This window comes from Pseudidiomarina sp. (assembly GCF_033722695.1).
GTDB lineage: Bacteria > Pseudomonadota > Gammaproteobacteria > Enterobacterales > Alteromonadaceae > Pseudidiomarina.
In genome coordinates this window covers 1-20,903 of the sequence record NZ_JAWVYM010000022.1, presented here as the reverse complement: position 1 = coordinate 20,903, position 20,903 = coordinate 1, and the positions used below count along the sequence as shown (strand labels likewise).

Below are 20,903 nucleotides of genomic sequence, written 5' to 3'. Positions count from 1 at the left end.
ATAACGTAAAACGTAGACGTTAGTTAAGAACCGAAATATCGGCAATCCGCAGGAACAGCTCGCGTAAACGCGATAGCAGGGCAAGGCGATTACGACGCACGGCCTCATCTTCAGTGTTAACCATCACATTATCGAAAAAGGTATCCACCGGCTTCTGCAGGTCGGCCAACGCTTTCAGAGCGCTGGTATAATCGCCTGATTCGAGTGCCTTGGATGAACTGATGCGGGCTGCGCTAACAGCCTTAGACAGCTCGATTTCAGCGGCTTCAGTGAGCAGGCCCTGATCGACCTCCTGAATGATGGAGCCCTCAACCTTCGCGAGGATATTGCTTACGCGTTTATTCGCTGCGGCGAGTGCCGACGCTTCAGGCAGTTCACGAAACGCCGTCACCGCACGCACACGTTGGTCAAAATCAACAGGCCGGGTGGGCCGTCGGGCCTGGACAGCCTGGATCACATCAACGGCTATATTCTGTTCCTGATACCAGGGGCGGAAGCGACCCAGCAGGAATTCTACAACGTCATCTTCAACAGTTTCTGAGGTCAGGGTGCCTGTTTTAAAGGATGATTTAGCGGCTGCAACCAGCTCCTGTAAATCCAGCGGCAGGTCTTTTTCTACAATAATCCGCAGCAGACCAATGGCAGCACGACGCAGCGCGAACGGGTCGCGATCGCCTTTGGGTACCTGACCGATACCGAAGATACCAACCAGGGTGTCGAGCTTATCGGCAAGGGCTACGGCACAGCCGGCAACACTCTGCGGCAGCCGATCACCGGCAAAGCGCGGCAGATAGTGTTCATAGATGGCTTCAGGCACACCATCAGGTTCGCCATCGTGCCGGGCATAATGCATACCCATAACGCCCTGGGTTTCCGGGAACTCCAGCACCATCTGGGTGGCCAGGTCGGCTTTACAAAGCTTACCGGCACGTTCAGCAACTGCGGCATCTATACCCAGAAGTTCCGCGATTTTGCCGGCTATTTCGGCGATACGCTCGGATTTATCCTTAACTGATCCCAATTGTTTCTGAAAGAGGACGGATGATAAGGCTTCTAGGCGGTTGGTTAGTGGTATCTTCTTATCACTTTCGAAGAAAAACTGCGCATCAGCCAGCCGGGGCCGGACCACCTTCTCATTGCCGAGAATAATTTGTTGCGGATCGTTGCTTTCAATATTGGTAATAAAGATAAAAGCAGGCAGCAAATCACCGTTGTCATCATGCAGCGGGAAGTAGCGCTGGTCGTCCTTCATGGTGACGATAAGGGGCTCTTTGGGGACCGTCAGAAATTGACTGTCAAAGGTTGCCGACAGCGCCACCGGCCACTCAACCAGCGCAGTGACTTCGTCGATCAGCGCTTCATCAGCGATAACCTTGCCGCCAAGTTTGTCGGCAAGCGCGCTGATGCCGTTTTGGATACGCTCACGGCGACGCGCAAAGTCAGCAATAACCCAAGCTTTCTCTAAAATCTGCTCATAATTGTCGGCATGCTCCAGTTCGGCGCCTTCAGGACAGTGAAAACGGTGGCCCTGCAAATGGGTTCCCGAGGCGACACCCATGAGTTCGCCGGAAATTAACTCGGCACCATAAAGCATGGTTATGGTATGCACCGGACGGATAAATTCAGCGGTGGAACTACCCCAGCGCATCGGCCGGGGAATAGGCAGACGTTTCAGCGCCTGTTCGACGAGTTCTGGCAGCAGGGCGCTAAGGGCTTGCCCCTGTACTTCAGCTTTATAAAGCAACCACTCGCCTTTATCCGTGACCAGCCGTTCGGCATCGGCCACGCTGATACCATTAGAGCGAGCCCAACCTTCAGCGGCCTTCGTTGGATTGCCGTCTGCATCAAAAGCCACATCCACGCCCGGGCCGCGCTTCTCAACCACTTTATCCGGTTGCTGTGCGTCAAGCTCTTTAATCTGAACTGCCAGGCGCCGGGCGGAGGCGAAGCTGCGGACGCTGCCAAAATTGAATTCCTGTTCCCGGAGCAGTTGTAGCAGCGCATCGGTAAAGGCATCACTCAGGCTTTTTAGGGCCTTTGGCGGCAGCTCTTCAGTGCCAATTTCTACCAGTAATGTATCCTGTCGCACGGTTTAAGATCCTTGCTCTACGAGTGGAAATCCAAGCGCTTCACGCGCCGCATAGTAGGCTTCAGCACAGCCTTTGGCCATGGTTCGCACCCGCAGAATATAGCGCTGCCGCTCGGTTACCGAGATAGCATGGCGGGCATCCAGCAGGTTAAAGGCATGGGAACCGCGCATGACCTGTTCGTAAGCGGGCAGCGGAAGGTTGTGTTCGAGCAAATGCAGGCACTCCCGTTCGCAGGCATCAAAGCGATCAAACAGCACGGCAACATCGGCATGTTCGAAGTTATAAGTCGACTGCTCCACCTCGTTTTGATGGAACACATCGCCGTACAAAATGGTACCGCGGGGGCCGTTGGTCCAGACCAGATCGTAGATACTGTCAACGCCTTGGATATACATCGCCAGGCGTTCCAGGCCATAGGTAATCTCACCGGCCACTGGTTTGCACTCAAGCCCGCCGACTTGCTGGAAGTAAGTAAACTGCGTGACTTCCATACCATTGAGCCAGACCTCCCAGCCCAAGCCCCAGGCGCCAAGTGTCGGCGATTCCCAATTATCTTCGACAAAGCGGATGTCGTGCACCAGCGGGTCGAACCCAAGCAGCTTCAGCGACCCCAGGTAAAGTTCCTGGATGTCACTGGGTGAGGGCTTCAGAATCACCTGAAACTGGTAGTAATGCTGCAGCCGGTTCGGATTCTCACCATAGCGTCCATCAGTAGGCCGGCGGCAGGGTTGCACATAGGCAAAGCTTGCCGGTTCGGGACCAACCGCGCGCAAAAAGGTCATTGGGTGGAAGGTGCCAGCCCCCACTTCCATATCTAACGGCTGCACCACGGCACAGCCTTGCTGTGCCCAGTAATCCTGCAGGGCCTGGATAAGACCCTGGAATGTCTTTACATCATAGCTCGCCATGCTCTTCTCTTGCTGCTTTTTAGGTCGAATTGGCGTAAATTATACCCTGTGTTTACGCACGGTTACAGGACACCATGCAAAATGGCGACGACAATTAGGCGATGTAGCTGGTGTGGCACCCATGACGATTACGTGCAATACCATGATGAGGTGTGGGGGCGCCCGGTAAAAGACAGCCGCGAGCTGTTCGAAAAACTATGTCTGGACGGTCAGCAGGCCGGTCTGAGCTGGCTTACCGTATTGCGTAAACAGGTGGGCTACCGCCAGGCTTTCTGCAATTTTGATCCGAGCCGGATTGTTGCGTTACCGGAAAGTTATAAAGATGAACTCATGCAAAATGCCGGCATCATACGCAATCGCCTGAAAATCGAGTCCATCTTTAAAAACGCCCGCGCTTTTCTTAAGTTGCAGGACCAAGGCATCGAATTTAATCAGTTTCTGTGGCAGTTCAGTGACGGGCAGCCACGGATTTTCAGCCGCCAGGGCGGTGACGTACCCACCTCAGATGCGGTTTCTGATACCATGGCAAAGGCACTCAAAAAAGCCGGTTTCACGTTTGTCGGAACGACGATCTGCTACGCCTTTATGCAGGCGGTGGGCATGGTGAATGATCATGTGGTCGACTGCCACTGTTACCGGCCGGTCAGTGATCAGATGCGAAATTTCAACTTAAATTCATACCCTTAACTATGAGAAAACCATGTTAGAGATTACCTTAGCCGATTATCACAATCCCAGGCATCGGCAAGCCGTTGTCGCTATGCTCGACGATTACTCCCGTGACCCAATGGGTGGCGGCACTGCGTTACCCGAAGCGACCCGCCAGAATCTGGTGGATGAAATGGCTAAACGGGAACACGTGTTCTCATTGCTGGCTTTCGTTGATGATGAGGCGGTGGGTCTGGCGAACTGTGTCGAGGGCTTTTCAACATTTGCCGCTAAACCGGTGATGAATATCCACGATATCGCTGTTACCAAGGCGTTTCGCGGGCAGGGTATCGCCAAGCGGTTATTAGAAGAAGTCGCCACCCTGGCACAGTTCCGGGGCTGCTGTAAGCTCACGCTGGAAGTGTTGCAGGGAAATGAACCGGCCAAAATTGCTTATGAAAAATTCGGCTTCGCGCCTTATCAGCTTGATGAAGCTATGGGCAAAGCCGAGTTCTGGCAGAAATCGCTCTGATACCAGCTCAGGCAGACTCGCCTTTGCGGATCAGATAGGTGTAAGGCGGTGCTGAAGTCGCTGCCTGTACCAACTCGTGATCCATGAAGCGGCAGAAGCTGGGGATATCACGGGTGGTGGCCGGGTCATCGGCAATAACTTTTAATAACTCTCCTGGCGCCATCCGGCGGATAGCAACACGGATCAGCATCACCGGTTCGGGGCAACGTAACCCAAGGGTATCTAACTCAACATGTGTTTCAGGCTGTTGGGTGTCGCTCATCAGTTTTGCTCTCCAGGCAGTCCAGTTAGAAAAGCCACCGCCGGTAAACCGGCAGCGGCTTTATTGTACTACTTATTTTATTGCAAGTTGACCAAAAGACGATCAGTTAATCCGCTCATAAACAGTGGCAATACCCTGACCAAGGCCGATACACATCGTAGCCAGGCCCAAGGTTGCGTCACGATCTTCCATCAGATTGATAAGCGTGGTGGAGATCCGTGCGCCAGAACAACCTAAGGGATGCCCAAGAGCTATAGCGCCGCCATTCAGGTTTACCTGGCTTTCCATTTTGTCATAGATGCCCAGGCCTTTAAGTACCGGCAGTGATTGCGCCGCGAACGCTTCGTTTAGCTCGAATAGCTCAATGTCATTGATATCCAGGCCGGCGCGCTTCAGCGCCTTCTGCGTGGCGGGTACCGGGCCATAGCCCATAATGGATGGGTCACAACCGGCGACTGCCATACCGCGGATGCGCACGCGCGCCTTTAGCCCCAGCGCTTTGGCTTTATCTGCTGACATAATCAACACCGCGGCCGCCCCATCGGACAACGCCGATGAGGTACCTGCAGTTACCGTGCCGTTAGCCGGATCAAACACGGGACGCAACTGCGCGAGCCCTTCGACTGTGGTTTCCGGACGAATGACTTCATCGTCTTTAATCATCCGCAACACGCCGTCGGCATCATGGCCCTGAATGGGCAGAATCTCTCTGGCGAAACGGCCTTCAACCGTGGCTGCATGGGCCCGCTTGTGAGAGCGGGCACCAAAGGCATCCTGGGCGGCCCGATCCACATCAAATTTACGGGCCAGCAATTCAGCAGTCATGCCCATCATGGCGGCGGCGCGAGCCACCGATTTATTCAGGCCGGGATGAAAATCGATGCCATGATCCATAGGTACGTGGCCCATGTGTTCCACGCCGCCGGCAATAAAGATTTCACCATCACCGGCCATAATAGCCCGGGTGGCATCATGGATGGCTTGCATCGAAGAGCCACACAAACGGTTCACGGTAACCGCCGCTACATGGTGGGGGATACCTGCCAGCAGCGCGGCGTTACGGGCTACGTTGAAGCCTTGCTCCAGGGTTTGCTGTACACAGCCCCAGTAGATGTCTTCAAGCTCGTTCACATCTACCTGCGGGTTGCGTTCCAGCAAACCTTTCATCAGGTGCGCGGATAAGTCTTCGGCGCGCACATTACGGAACACACCGTTCTTAGAACGACCCATGGGGGTCCGAATACAGTCGACAATTACTACGTCTTTCATAAATTCCTCCGTTAGCTCTGCGCTGAATTAACCGGCCAGATACGATTTACCTGACTTGGCCATGTCGCGCAGACCATCGGTTACCTGATACATTTCACCCAGATGGGCGTAGTTGTCAGCCAGTTCGATAAATTTGTCCAGGCCCATGGTTTCCAGATAGCGGAACGGGCCACCGCGGAACGGTGGGAACCCCAGACCGTAAAGCAGGGCGATATCGCACTCGGCCGCCGATGCGACAATGTCTTCTTCCAGACAACGGACACATTCATTGACCATAGGCACCATGCAGCGGGCGATGATCTCATCAGCGCTCAGCTCTTTACCGGAAATACCCAGCATCTCATACACTTCCGGTGCTTTCTCTTTCACCGGGCGACCTTTCTTATCGACGCCGTAGTTATAAAAACCTTTGCCGTTTTTCTGGCCGTAGCGGCCAGCTTCGGCCAGCTTAGCAATGGCGCTGCTGTTATCGCGCGGCATACGCGAAGGGAAGCCTTCGGCCATCACTTCGGTACAGTGATCAGCGGTATCAATACCGACCACATCGGACAGATATGCCGGGCCCATAGGCCAGCCGAACTGCTTTTCCATTACTTTATCGATGCCGGCAAAATCAACGCCTTCATCAACCATCAGTGAAAAGCCAGCCAGGTAAGGGAAGAGCACCCGATTGACTAAAAAGCCAGGGCAATCATTGACTACGATAGCGGTTTTACCCATGCGGGCGGCGTAGGCTACCACCGCGGCGACGGTCTCATCAGAGGTGTCTTTCCCGCGAATAACTTCCACCAGCGGCATTTTGTGCACCGGATTGAAGAAATGCATACCGCAGAAGCGTGATGGATCCTTCAGGTTCTTCGCCAGCCGGTCGATTGAAATGGTCGAGGTGTTAGAGACAATAATGGCGTCTTTATCCACCACAGATTCAGTCTGTGCCAGCACCTTACCTTTCACGTCCGGGTTTTCAACCACGGCCTCAACGACAATATCCACGTCTTTGATGCTTTCGTCGAGTAAGGTAGGAGTAATAGACGACAGCACCTTAGCCAGTTTTTTGTTATCTATTTTACCGCGTTCAACCAGTTTACCCAGAATCTTGCTGGCTTCGTTCATGCCTAAATCAAGGGCATCCTGGCGGATGTCCTTCATCACCACAGGCACACCTTTATAGGCCGATTGGTAAGCAATACCGCCGCCCATAATGCCAGCGCCTAATACGGCGGCGCGTTTGATTTCTTTGGTTGCCTGTTTAGCGGCTTTCTTCGCTTTGCCTTTCACTTTCTGATCAGCAAGGAAGATACCAACCATGGCCTGGCAGGCGTCGGTCTGGGTCAGGCCAACAAAGGCTTCGTTCTCGGCGTTCAGGGCCTTTTCGCGATGCTCGCGGGCGCCTTGTTCGATTGCTTTTATCGCAGCGTGCGGGGCCGGGTAGTGCTTGCCCGCTTTGGCAGCAACCATCCCTTTGGCGGTAACCAGCGTCATTGTCAGTTCGGTATCATTGGCCCGCAAAGGTTCGAGCTTCGGCTGGCGCTTGGCTTGCCAGTCCAGTTCACCGTCAGCGGCCTGACGCACGATTGCCAGCGCGGCTTCGCGAAGTTTTTCAGGCGCTACCACTGAGTCGACCAGGCCAACTTTCTGCGCATCTGTAGCGCTGTTGTTTTTGCCGGTGGTAATCCATTCCAGTGCGTTATCCGGACCGATAATACGCGGCAGGCGCATGGTGCCGCCGAAACCAGGGATCAGACCCAGTTTCACTTCCGGCAGACCAATGGTCGCGGTGGTATCAGCAACCCGGTAATCACAGGCCAGCGCAGCTTCACAGCCGCCGCCTAAGGCGAAGCCGGTAACCGCTGCTACCGTAGGTACCGACAGGTCTTCCAGCTGATCAAATACCCGTGACGCTTTCGCTACCCAGGTTTTGGTTTGCCCGAGATCGGCAAACAAGGTCAGAAATTCGGTAATATCAGCTCCGACAATAAAGGTCGGCTTGCTGCTGGTGACAATAACACCACGCAAATTGTCGGTGGTGGCGAGTTTACTCAGCGCGTTACTGAATTCTTCCAAGGTTTTCTGGTCAAACTTGTTTACTGAGCCGGCCGCCGCGAATTGTAATTCGGCAATGCCATCCTCGACAAATTCGACCTGAATGCTATCACCCTGATAAATCATGTTCGGTCTCCTTAGCATTTACTGATTCTCAGCTTGCTTTAGGTTAAAGTGCTAGTATTAAGGTCATTCAGGCTCTCATGAGCTAATGTGTCTTGTGAGCGGTCAGACAAGAGTTTGGCCTGATCAAGTTCATTTTTCAATGATTATTTAAACGTGCGTTTGAAATTATGCTAAAGCAAGTTGTGTTCAGTTGTACGCTGTTTTTTACGGTTCTCCTGGGACCATTGGTTCAGGCTGAGCCTCTCATTGACGATCCTCTCATCGGCGATGCCGGGAAATTACGCCAGCAGCGTGAGCTTTTTGTCAAAGCCGAATACGCTGCCAGCCGCGGCCGTCTGCCCGAATATGAGTTATTACTGCAGGAATTAGGGGATTATCCGCTGGTTCCCTATCTCGAGCTGAAGCGTCTGCAACAGGTCGGTTACCTTGCCAATGAAGATCGAGTGCTTCGTTTCCTGGAGACCTATAAGCATACACCGATGGACTGGCAGCTCCGGCAAGTATGGCTGACCTATCTGGCGCGCAACGATGAAAAAGCCCGTTTTGTGCGAGATTTTCAGCCGCCAGGGAGCACCGCCAACCAGTGTCTGAATTATCGCTACCAGCTGGACCTGGAACTGACTCCGGCTGACGCCATCTATCGGGCCGTGGACCATCTCTGGCAAACCGGAGACTCGCTACCTAAGGCCTGCGACCCGCTACTGGCGCGCTGGACTAAGGCGGGTAACCGCACTGATGAGCTGATCTGGGCGCGTTTGAAACTGGCGGCTGAAGGCGGTAACCATACGCTGATTCCCTACCTGGGCCGGCTATTGCCCGAATCCATGGGCTATCTGGCTGATCGTTACCATCAGGTACGCCGGGATCCGGCTAACGTCCGGCATATGCATTATTTCACCGGGGTTTATCCCAAACATGAAGCCGAAATCGTGACCTATGGTCTGAGTCGGCTGATATGGCGCGATCCAGACCGTGCCATTGGTCTGTTGACCAACTTACCGACAACCCTGAAGCTGAATGCCGAACAGCTGAACTTTCTGTATCAGCGCTTTGGCGTAGCACTGAGTGTTAAAGATCACCCGGCTGCAGACGAATGGCTGGCAAAGCTGGCTCCGGCTGAGCACACCGACCAGTCGTTGCAGTGGCAGCTTGCCAGTTGGGTCCGCAACGGTAACTGGCAGGCATTGATCGAGCTGGTGCCGCGGCTACCGGTAGTCACCCAGCAATATTCGGTGTGGCAGTATTGGTTAGCCCGGGCCTATGGCGAGACCGGGCGCCCGGAACTGGCGCAGCCAATCTACAGGAAGCTTGCCGGTGAGCGCCATTACTACGGCTTTCTTGCCGCCGCCCGTATCGGGCAGCCCCATAGCCTGGCACGCGAAGCTATAAATTATCAGCCTGCGGATTTGGCGGCTTTGCGGGAGCGCGACGACATTCGCCGCGCTTATGAATTTTTGCGCTTGGGACGCTATCTTTCCGCGCGGCGGGAATGGAACCAGCTACTGCCCAAGCTCGATGGCCAGCAGCAACAGCTGGCTGCAGTGTTGGCCCATCAGTGGGGCTGGTATGATCAGGCCATTTTCACCCTGGCGCGGCTCGGTGAATATGATGCAGTGAGGGTGCGCTTTCCTGAGGCTTATCAAAGCGACCATGAAAATTACGCCGAGCGGGCGGGCATTGATCCGAACTGGGCTTTCGCCATTTCACGGCGCGAGAGTTCGTTTCGCTTTGATGCTCACTCGCCTGCGGGTGCCCACGGGTTGATGCAGATTATGCCGCGGACGGCGGAGTACCTGGAACGCAAGCCCCTAAGCAATCAGCAAATACAACATGTGCCAACGAATATCCGCATGGGTACCAGTTATCTCGCCGAGCTGCGCGGGCGGCTTGGCCATAACTGGGTGCTGGCAACCGCTGCCTATAACGCGGGTATCTACCGGGTATTCGAGTGGCTGCCAGACGAACCCATGGCGGTCGATCGCTGGATCGAAACCATCCCGTATCAGGAAACCCGCGACTACGTCAAAAATGTGCTGGCATATCAGCAGATCTACCGTGACCTGCGTGAGCAAGAGACATCTGTATTTGCTGAACTAGTGCCGATGGCGATCAGCAAGGCAGCAGCAGGGCGTTAGACCGGGCGGCGGGGAGATTTACCCGTACGCGAGAAAATACTACGCAAAGCCGCCGCAATACACTACGATTATCCAGACCCTGCAACCTAGGGGCGGGTTACACTAACAATAAAAACCGGGGATTAACTGTGCGTCTACGCGGAATATTTCGCATTTTAGGTCTGTTGATTTGTTTGTTTAGTGCCACACTGCTGCCGCCGGCAGTGGTTGCGGTGATCTACGAGGACGGCGGTGGCATGGCCTTCATGCTGGCCTTTGCCGTGTCGATTATTCTGGGATTCGTGGTCTGGTATCCGAACCGACATCAAAACACCGATCTGAAAGTGCGGGATGGCTTTTTACTGACGGTATTGTTCTGGACCGTGCTTGGCATGGTCGGCTTTATGCCGTTGTGGTTTGCTGAAGAATTACCGCTGTCGGTAACGGATGCGGTATTTGAGTCGTTTTCCGGCCTGACCACCACCGGCGCGACTGTTATACAGGGTCTCGAGTACCTGCCGCACAGTATTTTATTCTACCGCCAGCAACTGCAATGGCTTGGCGGCATGGGTATTATTGTACTCGCGGTCGCGATTTTGCCGATGCTGGGCATTGGCGGTATGCAGCTCTACCGCACCGAAATTCCGGGACCGTTGAAGGACGCGAAGCTGACCCCCCGGATTGCCGACACGGCTAAACACCTTTGGTACATCTACGTCGCACTGACCGCCGCTTGTGCCATCGCTTACTGGCTGGCAGGAATGAGCTGGTTTGACGCTATCGGGCACTCTTTCTCAACCATCGCTGTTGGCGGATTTAGTACCTATGATGCCAGTATGGGCTACTTTGACAGTAGCGTTATCAATACCATCTGTGTGGTGTTCTTGTTGCTATCGTCTATGAACTTCGCCGTACACTATGCTTCAATTACCGGACGAACCGCGCGCAGTTACTGGAACGATGCGGAGGTCAGGGCTTTCTTACTTATTCAGTTGGTGTTGATTCTGACGGTATTTACCACGGTGCTGCTCCACAACTTATTTAGCGATGTCGGAACGGCCTTTAACCAAGCCATGTTTCAAGCGGTATCAATAAGTACCACAGCAGGCTTTGCCACCACTGATTTTGCCGGCTGGCCGCTGTTTCTGCCGATTCTTCTGGTGTTCGCCAGCTTTATCGGTGGTTGTGCGAGCTCGACTGCGGGTGGCCTCAAGGTGGTACGCGTGCTGTTACTGTTTCGTCAGGGCGTGCGCGAGCTGAACCGATTGGTGCATCCGGCCGGGGTTTATACCGTTAAGCTGGGACAGCGGATTCTGGCACCGCGCGTGGTTGAGGCGGTGTGGGGCTTCTTTGCGGCTTATGCGCTGGTATTTGTGGTTATCATGCTGGGCTTGCTGGCCACGGGCATGGATGATTTAACGGCGTTCTCGGCAACCGCGGCTTGCTTAAATAACCTCGGCCCGGGGCTGGGCGACGTGGCGGCCAATTATTCGGATATTCCGGATACCGCAAAATGGTTGCTGGTCATTGCCATGCTGTTTGGCCGCCTTGAAGTATTTACTATCCTGGTGCTACTGACACCAACGTTCTGGCGTTCGTAACCCGTTAACCTGATTAGAAGAACAGGGCGCTTGGCTGGAACAGGCGCTCAACTTCACGAATATACTTCTTATCAACCAGGAACAGGATGACATGGTCATCGGCGTGTAAAATGGTGTCGTCGTGGGCAATTAACACTTCGTTACCCCTGACGATAGCGCCAATGGTGGTGCCTGGCGGCAGTTTAATTTCACTAATCGCTTTGCCAATTACTTTTGAGGTTTTTTCATCGCCGTGGGCAATGGCTTCAATAGCTTCTGCTGCGCCCTTTCGAAGTGAGTAAGCGTTCACTATATCGCCTTTTCGGATGAGTGCGAGCAGGGCAGAAACAGTGGCGCGCTGGGGCGATATGGCGATATCGACGATATCGTCCTGTACCAGATCGACATAAGCCTGGCGCTGAATAAGCACCATGGTTTTCTTGGCACCGAGTTTTTTCGCCAGCATGGCTGCCATGATATTAGCTTCATCATCATTGGTGACGGCGATAAACACATCAATATCTTCGATATGCTCTTCAATCAGCAGCCGCTTATCCGAGGCATCGCCCTGTAAAATGGTGGTCTTACGCAAGCTCTCGTTGAGCTTCTCAGCCCGGTCATGATTTTGCTCGATGAGCTTAACTTGATGCTCAGCTTCCAGCAGCCGCGCAAGGCCCGCTCCGATATTACCGCCGCCGGCGATCATAATACGGCGGTACTGATGCTCCAGTCGTTGCATCTCTTCCATCACGGTGCGTACATGGCGGGTGTCGCTGATAAAAAAGACCTCATCACCGGCTTCAATAATGGTGGTGCCCATGGGTTTAATCGCCTGGCCTTTGCGGAAGATTGCGGCCACCCGGGTATCAATATTTGGCATATGATCTTTTAGTGAGGAGATTGCGTGGCCCACCAGGCGCCCGCCATAGTAAGCCTTAACGGCAACCAGGCTGGCGCGCCCGCCGGCGAATTCCATCACCTGCAGGGCACCAGGATAATCGACCAGGCGTTTAATATATAAAGTAACCTGTTGCTCTGGCGAAATCAGGTGATCGACGGGCATATCATCTTTATGAAACAGCTGGTCTTTAAAGTCGATATATTCTTCTGAGCGGATCCGGGCAATTCGCTTCGGGGTGCGAAACAAGGTATAGGCAATCTGGCAGGCGAGCATGTTGGTTTCATCACTGGGGGTTACTGCGATGATCATATCGGCATCCTCACAACCGGCATTACGCAATACCCGGGGATGGGAGGCAATGCCTTCGACGGTGCGGATATCATGGCTGGAAGCAAGTTCGCTTAACACCGAAGGATCCTTGTCAATAACGGTAATATCATTATCTTCATTGACCAGGTTTTCCGCCAGGGTTCCACCGACATGGCCGCCACCCAGAATGATAATTTTCATGTGCGCTTTTCCAGTTTTGCGTAATAGAATCCATCGCCACCCTGTTCACCGGGTAACCATTGCCAGTCAGGTGTTCCTGATGGCGCAACACTGACCTGCAGCGCATCATCGTGACGCGTCAAAAAGGCCGCTATTTGTTCTGAATTCTCAGCCGGTAGTATTGAGCAAGTCGCATAGAGCAGAGTACCACCGGGTTTCAGTAATGACCACATGGTATCCAGGATATCTGACTGCAACTGCGCCAGCACCGGGATATCCTGGCTGCGCCGTAACCATTTTATATCCGGGTGACGGCGAATAACCCCGGTCGCTGAGCAGGGTGCATCAAGTAAAATACGATCAAACGGCTCACCATTCCACCACGCATCGGGGTGCATGGCATCGCCGTTGATAACTTCAGCATAGAGGTGCAGGCGCTGCAAATTATCATGCACCCGCTCTAATCGCTTAGCGTCACTGTCTACTGCAACCAGTTGGCAATCAGGCTGGCGCTCCAGGATATGCGCGGTTTTACCGCCGGGGGCTGAACAGCTGTCAAGAATGCGTTCGCCGGCACGGGCGTCGAGTAACCATGCGGCATGCTGGGCGGCGAGGTCCTGCACCGAAACCATACCGTCGGCAAAACCAGGCAAGCGCTGCACATCGACCGGATGAATGAGCTGGATGGCTGAGCTCAGTGGTGACTCGGCGTGATAACCAATATCGGTCTCAGCGAGAAGTGCCAAATACTCAGCGCGATCGGTGCGCTGTTCATTAATGCGAAGCCACATCGGTGCTTGCTGATTATTAGCCGAAAAAATTGCGGCAGCCTGAGCGGAGCCAAAATGGTCGCGAATTTTGTCTGCCAGCCAGCGTGGATGATTATGTTGCAACTCATCGTGGCTGGCGAGGGCGGCCTCGAGTTGCTCGCGCTGGCGCTGAACATTGCGCAGTACGCCATTCACCAGCCCCTTTTGCCGGCTTCGTTGCAGCAATACGGCGGCTTCGACCGTGGCTGAAATGGCGGCATGATCAGAGGTACGCAAAAAGATGAGTTGGTAAGTGCCTACTAGCAGCAGCGAGTGCAGTATAGCGAGGTCTTTTTTCAATGGTTTGGCAAGTAAGCGGGAAATAACGAAGTTGAGCTGGGGTAAAAATCGCAGTACCCCATAGCAAAGGGTCTGGCACAGGGCGCGGTCGCGACCACTAAGCGAGCTGGTTACTGTGGGTAACGCCTGGCTCAGTGAGCGGCCTTGTTCAAGCACCATAAACAGTGCTTGCGCGGCAGCGGCACGACTGGCTGCGCCGGCGCTATGGGGTGTTGCCATATTGACGGGCCTCCGTGCTGCTCAATTGCATTCCAGGCTGTAACCAGTCGCTGCGACTGTTCAGAAAATCAGCTGTGGACATTGGCTTTTTTCCGGGAGGCTGCAATTGCGTGATCGCCAGCGCCTGATCGCCGGTTTGTACAACAATACCCTGTTTGTCAGCACGAATAATAGTCCCTGGCGCGGCATCACGCGCGCCCGGCACCACCGCTGCCGACCACACTTTGATGATGTCATGGGCTGGTGTCTGCAACCAGCAGATCGGCCAGGGATTAAAAGCCCGCACCCAGCGCTCTAATACGACAGCGGGTTGTTGCCAGTCCAGTTCTGCCTCTTCTTTAGTCAGTTTATGGGCGTAGCTCACCTGGTCGTCGGGCTGCGGCTGCGCGGCGGCCAGATATTCGGGTAGCTTATACAGGCATTCGAGCAAAGCTTCGGGACCAAGCTGCGCTAGTTTTTCGTAAACACTGGCAGAGGTATCATCATGGCTGATGGGTAAACGCCGTTCCAGTAAAACCGGGCCGGTATCAAGGCCTGCTGCCATCAGCATGATAGCAACGCCGGTTTCTTCATCGCCGGCCCAGAGCGCGCGCTGAATAGGTGCCGCGCCACGCCAGCGTGGTAACAGCGAGCCATGAACATTAACGCAGGCCAGACGGGGCGTATCGAGTACCGCCTGCGGCAGAATCAGGCCATAGGCGACCACCACCATGACGTCAGCCTGCCAACTGGCTAGTCGGGCCTGCGTCTCGGCTGATTTCAGCGAGGGGGGCTGTTCAACGGGTATGTCGTGAGCCAGCGCCAGTTGCTTTACGGCGCTGGGCTGAAGTTTTTTGCCCCGACCAGCGGGGCGGTCAGGCTGGGTATATACCGCAACCACCTCGAACTCAGGTTTATCGAGTAGGGCCGCCAGATGGCGTGCGGCGAAGTCCGGTGTTCCCGCAAATAGTAGTCGCATTGGGTTACTCAGCGCGTTGACGAGCTTCTTTTTCAAGTTTCTTGCGGATGCGGTCGCGTTTCAGTGGCGACAGGTAGTCCACAAATAATTTGCCATTAAGGTGGTCAAGCTCGTGCTGGATGCAAATAGCCAGCAAACCTTCTGCGTTCATGGTGAAGGTTTCACCGTTACGATCCTGCGCCTGTACCTTTATGTTCGAAGCCCGTTCAACCTTTGCGTAAACTCCCGGGAACGACAGGCAGCCCTCTTCATTGGCGAATTCTCCGGATTTTTCTGTAATCTCCGGATTGATAAACACCAGGGGTTCGCTCTGATCTTCGCTGCAGTCAGCAATGAACAGGCGCTGATGCACATCCACCTGGGTCGCCGCCAGGCCGACACCATTGGCATCGTACATGGTTTCAAACATATCATCGATAGTGCCACGCAGCGCGTCGTCAACAGCCGCAACGGGCTGCGCCATAGTACGTAAACGCTGATCAGGATATTCTAAAATAGTCAATTTAGTCATAACTTGTCATTCGCTAGTTTCATCTTCGGTAATTTTAACGTAATTTGGAGATGAACACACGGGTTTACAATGGAGTTCAACATGATCAGGTGGCGATTTCTGCCGATTGCGTTAATCGGCTTTTTACTCAATGCGCCGGGTATTGCCGATGCCAATGGCGATAGCGGGGCTGATAGCGCAGCAACAACCCGGGGTGATGTAATCCGGCTGCGTGAAGGCGCGCCGCAGGAATATATCGTAAAAAAAGGCGATACCCTGTGGGATATTTCTGAATTATTTCTTAATGATCCCTGGCTATGGCCGGAATTGTGGCGGGTCAACGAGGACATCGACAATCCCCACCTGATTTATCCGGGTGACCGGCTTTACCTGGTCTGGCGTGATGGCCGGCCACAACTGGTCCGCAAACAACAGAAAACCTTGCTGCCGGATGGCGAAGTGCTGCCCAAAGGCGAGGCGATTCCGATGTTTTCCCGCGAACAGTTAAGCGCCTACCTTACTGAGCATCGCGTTATGAGTGTTGAAGCATTTGAGCGCGCGCCACAGATACTGGGTGACAACCGCGGCGCTCCAAGGGTTAACGGCATGGCTCCGGTATTCGTTGAGGGCGATCTGCAGCCCGGTCCTTACCGGGTGTTTACGCCCTTTACTTCGTTGCAGGGTGAGCAACTGGTGCGTTATGTGGCCAATGCCCGGGTAACCATGCAACAAGGCGACCTGTGGGAGGCCGAGCTGGCTAATCTGCAGCGCGAAGTTCGTCGCGGTGATGTATTGCTAAGCGCGGAACAGGTGAAATTACCGGAATTCATAAAGCCCCAGAGCGGTGCTGAAGTAGACGGTTATATTGTCGCGGCGTTGAATGAGCGGCTGGAACAGGGCAAATTTGATGTCGTGGTGTTGGATCGCGGTGCTGTCGACGGTGTCGAAATCGGTCAGATGTACCAGGCTGTGCGCCCCGGTGTGATTATCTTTACCGGGGGCGAGAAGCCAGCAGCAGTAAACCGCTATAAACCCTCTGACGACTTGTCGCGCTTCTGGCGGGAAACGACACAATTGCCGGCAAAAGTAACCGCTGAACTGCTGGTTATTGAGGTCAATGATCATTCGAGCTACGCCATGGTGGTCGGTTCGGAGGAATGGCTTAAAGTGGGCGATTACTACGTACCCAAATATATTGATTAGTTAACCCCTGAACATTGCATGGAGAGCGAATCAGCATGGACGCTGAAGACCTATCTGTTTTACTCAGTGCGATACGGGCACCGGCCCGTATACAACGTAAAATTCAGCAGCAAAGTAACTGGTCCACTGCCCGCCGGCTGCTCACTGATGCGCAGCAAGCACGGCCCGCTGAACTGCAGCGCGCCGCAGCGTGGCTGAAACAGCCCAATCATCATCTGCTGGATTGGTTCAGCCCCACTTATCCGGAACTCCTCAGAGCAATACCGCAGCCGCCGTTAGCCTTGTTCGTCCATGGCAACCCGGATCTGCTCCAGCGCCCGCAGATAGGTATCGTGGGCAGCCGCAAAGCCAGCCCGGTGGGCCTGCACAGTGCCACCCATTTTGCGACAGGGCTGGCCCGCGCCGGTATTATTGTCAGCAGCGGGTTGGCACTCGGTATCGACAGTGCTGCACACCGGGCGGCGCTTAGTGAAAACACTACGATGGCAGTGCTAGCCACCGGCCCGGATATTTATTATCCGCCGCGCAACCGGCAACTGCAGCAGCAAATAGCCCAGGGCGGGTTGCTGGTCACAGAGTTTCCGCCAGGTGTGACAGCCCGCCGCGACCACTTTCCGCGGCGCAACCGTATTCTCAGTGGGCTGAGTCAGGGCATTCTGGTTATTGAAGCACAGCGTCAGAGTGGATCCTTAATCACCGCCCGGCTGGCAGCTGAGCATAATCGTGCTGTGCTGGCGCTGCCCGGCTCGATTTGGGACCCGGCTATGGCCGGCTGTCATCAGCTGATTCGTGAGGGTGCGACCCTGGTCACAGCAGTCGATGAGGTACTCGAAGAGTTGAATTTTGCGCCAGTGCCCACATCTAGCAATCATGGCAAAGAAAATAAATGTTGTGGAAGCTTGGCAAACCTGAATTTGTTGGCTAATGTGGGCAATGAGACGACCTCTGTTGACACTATAATAGCGCGTAGCGGACTACCGGTCGCTATCGTGACAGAGCAGCTGGTTCTGCTCGAGCTGGAGGGGCACATCGTCTCAGTCGCCGGTGGTTACATAAAGATGGGGAGGCGCTAACGATGTTTGATATCCTCATGTACCTGTTCGAGAACTACATTCATTCGGACATGGAAGTAGTGGTTGACCATGATGAGTTGACGGACGAACTGACCCGGGCAGGTTTTCACCGGCAGGAAATTCTCAAAGCTCTGGCGTGGTTAGAGCGGCTGGCTGAGCTTCAGGACAGCCAGACGAAACCCTATTTAAATCGTTCGCCGAACAGTGCTATCCGTATTTATACCGCAGAAGAAGCTGCCCGCCTGGATTGCGATAGTCGGGGCTTTCTGATGTACCTGGAGAATCTGGGCGTGCTGGATTTCGCTACCCGCGAAATGGTTATTGACCGGGTCATGGAACTGGATACGCCGCAATTCACGCTGGATGATCTTAAGTGGGTGGTGCTGATGGTGCTCTTCAATGTGCCCGGACGCGAAGACGCTTATGATCAGATGGAAGGCTTACTGTTCGAGGAGCCGGAAGGTCTGTTGCACTAAATGACCGCCGATAACTTTCTTGAGCCACAACCACTGGGCGTTCCCTGTCCCCGGTGTGAGCGTGAACTGCAACTAAAAAAAGGCCGCTACGGTCTCTATGTCGGCTGTAGTGGCTATCCTGACTGCGACTATATGACTGCTGCGGATTTCGATCCGGGCACTGATGTCGCCTGCCCGGAATGTAAAGCCGGTAAACTGGTTCAGAAAACCAGCCGTTTTGGTAATTCCTTTTATGCCTGCGATCAGTACCCAGCCTGCAAGTTTTCCGTTAATCTTCCCCCTGTGGCACAATCATGTCCGCTTTGCGGTTATGCGCTGTTACTGAAAAAACGTACCGCTGCCGGCGAGCGCATGGTCTGCGCCCAGGCCGAGTGTGAGTACAGATCACCGATTTCGTAATTTTAACTGGTTATTCAGGAGTACTTCATGGACTGGCAGGCTGCACGTGACGCGTTTCAGCAAGGCGAGTTATTAGCCTATCCTACCGAGGCTGTTTACGGTCTGGGCTGCAATCCGCGCAACCAGGCGGCGGTAGAGAAGCTGCTGGCGCTGAAGCAACGGCCGGTTGAGCGAGGCCTGATTTTGCTGGCAGCGGACTACAGTCAGTTGGTGAGCTTTGTTGACGACCTGGCGATACCTCAGGATAAAAGGTTCAGCGTGTTCTCCCGGTGGCCCGGTCCTGTCACGCTGTTACTGCCAGCGGCACCCCAGGTGCCGCGCTGGTTACGTGGCGAATCCGACCAGATCGCGGTACGGGTAACCGGCCATGAACCGGCCCGGCAGCTATGCCGCGCCCTGAACAGCGCTATCGTATCGACCAGCGCCAATTATACCGGCGAGCCGCCCTTAGTGCGTGGTGATGACGTACGTGCCACTTTTGGCGACAAAGTGGCCTGGGTGATGGACGCGCCCACCGGCGGCGCCTCACGACCAACCCAAATTATTGACCCCCTGAGCCAACAAATTTTCCGGGACTGATTATGCACAATGAAATGCTGGAACAGGTGAATGCCTATCTGACCGATTTACAGGACCGCATTTGTGCGGCGCTTGAGCAAGCCGATGGCGGTCGCACTTTTCAGGAAGAAAGCTGGGAGCGGGAAGGCGGTGGTGGTGGCCGCTCACGGATCCTGCGCGAGGGTAAGGTACTGGAACAGGGCGGGGTTGGCTATTCCCATGTGTTTGGCGCCCAGATGCCCGCCTCAGCAACCGCCCACCGTCCGGAACTGGCCGGCCGCAACTTTAACGCCTGCGGCGTATCCCTGGTGATGCATCCGCATAACCCTTACATCCCCACCAGCCACGCCAACGTGCGCTTCTTCATTGCCGAAAAAGAGGGGGCTGACCCCGTTTGGTGGTTCGGCGGCGGATTTGACCTGACCCCGTTTTATCCGTACGAGGAAGACGTCAAACTCTGGCATCAGGTGGCCGCTGAAGCGCTGGCGCCATTTGGGCCCGATCTGTACCCGGCATTTAAAGCCTGGTGCGATGATTATTTCTGGTTAAAGCACCGCAACGAAACCCGCGGTGTTGGCGGTTTATTTTTTGACGATCTGAATGATCGCGGCTTTGACGAGTGCTTTGCCATTATGCGGGCGGTCGGCGATGCCTATCTTGACGCCTATCTGCCGATCATTCAGCGCCGCAAAGATACGCCCTACGGTGAGCGGGAGCGTGAATTCCAGCTCTATCGGCGTGGCCGTTATGTCGAATTCAACCTGGTCTGGGACCGGGGCACGCTGTTTGGCTTACAGACCGGCGGCCGCACCGAGTCTATTCTGATGTCGATGCCACCCCTGGCGCGCTGGGAATACGGCTACCAACCTGAGCCGGGATCACCCGAGGCGCGGCTGTACCGCGATTTTCTGCGTCCCCGCGACTGGCTTAACGAACTTTAACGCAGCGGAGGGCGCGCAAGATGGCCTTATTTACAGTATTTGGTAACCCGGTCGGGCATAGTCTGTCGCCGCAGATTCATGCCGCCTTTGCCGATCAGTTCGGGCTGACCAACAGTTATACCCGCACCTTATGCACACCCACGCAGTTCGCGAGCGATGTTGCCCGGTTTTTCCGCAAGGGCGGAGCGGGCGCTAATGTCACGCTGCCGTTTAAAGAAGCCGCGATCCATGTCGCCACCCATCTCAGTGAGCGGGCCCATGAAGCCGGTGCTGTCAATACCCTGGTCCCCTTGGGGCAAGGCCAGATACTGGGTGACAATACCGATGGCCTGGGCCTGGTCCGCGATTTACAAAACGCCGGTGTCGACGTGCCGGGACTGCAGGTTATTTTGTTGGGCGCCGGCGGCGCGGCTCGCGGGGTTCTGCCGGCTTTAAAGCAAGCGGGCGTGGCACAGATTACCCTGGTCAATCGCACCAAAGCCCGCGCGGAACAAATTGCCAGTGATTTCGCCCAC

Annotated in this window: 20 protein-coding genes; 11 read left to right on the top strand and 9 right to left on the bottom strand. The window is 54.7% G+C overall.

Annotated features, from left to right (window positions below):
* Window positions 1–19: 19 nt before the first annotated feature.
* Window positions 20–2,089 (bottom strand): glycine--tRNA ligase subunit beta, encoded by a 2,070-nt coding sequence (gene glyS / locus R3196_RS08455; RefSeq protein ID WP_318936336.1) that lies wholly within the window; start codon window positions 2,087–2,089, stop codon window positions 20–22.
* Between the two features lie 3 nt (window positions 2,090–2,092).
* Window positions 2,093–2,998 (bottom strand): glycine--tRNA ligase subunit alpha, encoded by a 906-nt coding sequence (gene glyQ / locus R3196_RS08450; protein ID WP_318936335.1) that lies wholly within the window; start codon window positions 2,996–2,998, stop codon window positions 2,093–2,095.
* An 81-nt stretch (window positions 2,999–3,079) separates the two neighbouring features.
* On the opposite strand from glyQ, the gene R3196_RS08445 reads away from it, so the two are divergent.
* Together R3196_RS08445 and R3196_RS08440 are read left to right on the top strand one after the other, a co-directional pair.
* Window positions 3,080–3,685 (top strand): DNA-3-methyladenine glycosylase I, encoded by a 606-nt coding sequence (locus R3196_RS08445; protein ID WP_318936334.1) that lies wholly within the window; start codon window positions 3,080–3,082, stop codon window positions 3,683–3,685.
* A 13-nt stretch (window positions 3,686–3,698) separates the two neighbouring features.
* Window positions 3,699–4,178, top strand: a complete 480-nt coding sequence (locus tag R3196_RS08440) for a GNAT family N-acetyltransferase (RefSeq protein WP_318936333.1) — start codon at window positions 3,699–3,701, stop codon at window positions 4,176–4,178.
* Window positions 4,179–4,185: 7 nt separating this feature from the next.
* Here R3196_RS08440 and tusA read toward each other — a convergent pair whose 3' ends face one another.
* From tusA to fadB, 3 genes are all read right to left on the bottom strand, one after another.
* Window positions 4,186–4,440: a sulfurtransferase TusA gene (gene tusA / locus R3196_RS08435; protein WP_318936332.1), complete on the bottom strand. Its 255-nt coding sequence runs from the start codon at window positions 4,438–4,440 to the stop codon at window positions 4,186–4,188.
* A 102-nt stretch (window positions 4,441–4,542) separates the two neighbouring features.
* Window positions 4,543–5,709, bottom strand: coding sequence for an acetyl-CoA C-acyltransferase FadA (gene fadA, locus R3196_RS08430; RefSeq protein WP_318936331.1), 1,167 nt, complete (start codon window positions 5,707–5,709; stop codon window positions 4,543–4,545).
* Between the two features lie 27 nt (window positions 5,710–5,736).
* Window positions 5,737–7,878 (bottom strand): fatty acid oxidation complex subunit alpha FadB, encoded by a 2,142-nt coding sequence (fadB, locus tag R3196_RS08425; RefSeq protein WP_318936330.1) that lies wholly within the window; start codon window positions 7,876–7,878, stop codon window positions 5,737–5,739.
* 167 nt (window positions 7,879–8,045) lie between these two features.
* On the opposite strand from fadB, the gene R3196_RS08420 reads away from it, so the two are divergent.
* Together R3196_RS08420 and R3196_RS08415 are read left to right on the top strand one after the other, a co-directional pair.
* A complete protein-coding gene (locus tag R3196_RS08420) occupies window positions 8,046–10,013 on the top strand; it encodes a transglycosylase SLT domain-containing protein (protein WP_318936329.1) in 1,968 nt (655 codons plus the stop codon).
* Window positions 10,014–10,141: 128 nt separating this feature from the next.
* Entirely contained in the window at window positions 10,142–11,593 is a 1,452-nt protein-coding gene (locus tag R3196_RS08415; protein WP_318936328.1) for a TrkH family potassium uptake protein, read from the top strand.
* 13 nt (window positions 11,594–11,606) lie between these two features.
* Here R3196_RS08415 and trkA read toward each other — a convergent pair whose 3' ends face one another.
* Genes trkA through def form a run of 4 tightly spaced genes read right to left on the bottom strand, consistent with a single transcriptional unit; the run spans window position 11,607 to window position 15,759 of the window.
* Window positions 11,607–12,983, bottom strand: a complete 1,377-nt coding sequence (gene trkA / locus R3196_RS08410) for a Trk system potassium transporter TrkA (RefSeq protein ID WP_318936327.1) — start codon at window positions 12,981–12,983, stop codon at window positions 11,607–11,609.
* Entirely contained in the window at window positions 12,980–14,290 is a 1,311-nt protein-coding gene (gene rsmB, locus R3196_RS08405) for a 16S rRNA (cytosine(967)-C(5))-methyltransferase RsmB (RefSeq protein ID WP_318936326.1), read from the bottom strand. The genes trkA and rsmB overlap by 4 nt, the downstream gene beginning before the upstream one ends.
* Window positions 14,274–15,248 (bottom strand): methionyl-tRNA formyltransferase, encoded by a 975-nt coding sequence (gene fmt / locus R3196_RS08400; RefSeq protein WP_318936325.1) that lies wholly within the window; start codon window positions 15,246–15,248, stop codon window positions 14,274–14,276. Before fmt ends, rsmB begins: the two co-directional genes overlap by 17 nt.
* Window positions 15,249–15,252: 4 nt before the next feature.
* The gene (gene def / locus R3196_RS08395; RefSeq protein ID WP_318936324.1) at window positions 15,253–15,759 is read right to left on the bottom strand and encodes a peptide deformylase; all 507 of its coding nucleotides are present in this window, start codon (window positions 15,757–15,759) and stop codon (window positions 15,253–15,255) included.
* 81 nt (window positions 15,760–15,840) lie between these two features.
* Here def and R3196_RS08390 point away from each other — a divergent pair, with 81 nt between their 5' ends.
* The 7 genes from R3196_RS08390 to R3196_RS08360 form a co-directional block, all read left to right on the top strand.
* On the top strand, window positions 15,841–16,941 hold the full coding sequence (locus R3196_RS08390) for a LysM domain-containing protein (protein ID WP_318936323.1): 1,101 nt from the start codon (window positions 15,841–15,843) through the stop codon (window positions 16,939–16,941).
* 35 nt (window positions 16,942–16,976) lie between these two features.
* Window positions 16,977–18,014 (top strand): DNA-processing protein DprA, encoded by a 1,038-nt coding sequence (gene dprA / locus R3196_RS08385; RefSeq protein ID WP_318936322.1) that lies wholly within the window; start codon window positions 16,977–16,979, stop codon window positions 18,012–18,014.
* Window positions 18,015–18,016: 2 nt separating this feature from the next.
* Window positions 18,017–18,490, top strand: a complete 474-nt coding sequence (locus R3196_RS08380) for a DUF494 family protein (RefSeq protein WP_034775415.1) — start codon at window positions 18,017–18,019, stop codon at window positions 18,488–18,490.
* Window positions 18,491–18,889, top strand: a complete 399-nt coding sequence (locus R3196_RS08375; protein WP_318936321.1) for a type I DNA topoisomerase — start codon at window positions 18,491–18,493, stop codon at window positions 18,887–18,889.
* 27 nt (window positions 18,890–18,916) lie between these two features.
* Window positions 18,917–19,468, top strand: a complete 552-nt coding sequence (locus R3196_RS08370; protein ID WP_318936320.1) for an L-threonylcarbamoyladenylate synthase — start codon at window positions 18,917–18,919, stop codon at window positions 19,466–19,468.
* A 2-nt stretch (window positions 19,469–19,470) separates the two neighbouring features.
* Entirely contained in the window at window positions 19,471–20,388 is a 918-nt protein-coding gene (gene hemF, locus R3196_RS08365; RefSeq protein ID WP_318936319.1) for an oxygen-dependent coproporphyrinogen oxidase, read from the top strand.
* A 20-nt stretch (window positions 20,389–20,408) separates the two neighbouring features.
* Window positions 20,409–20,903, top strand: a 495-nt coding sequence (locus tag R3196_RS08360; RefSeq protein ID WP_318936318.1) for a shikimate dehydrogenase, incomplete at its 3' end; no start/stop codon positions are given.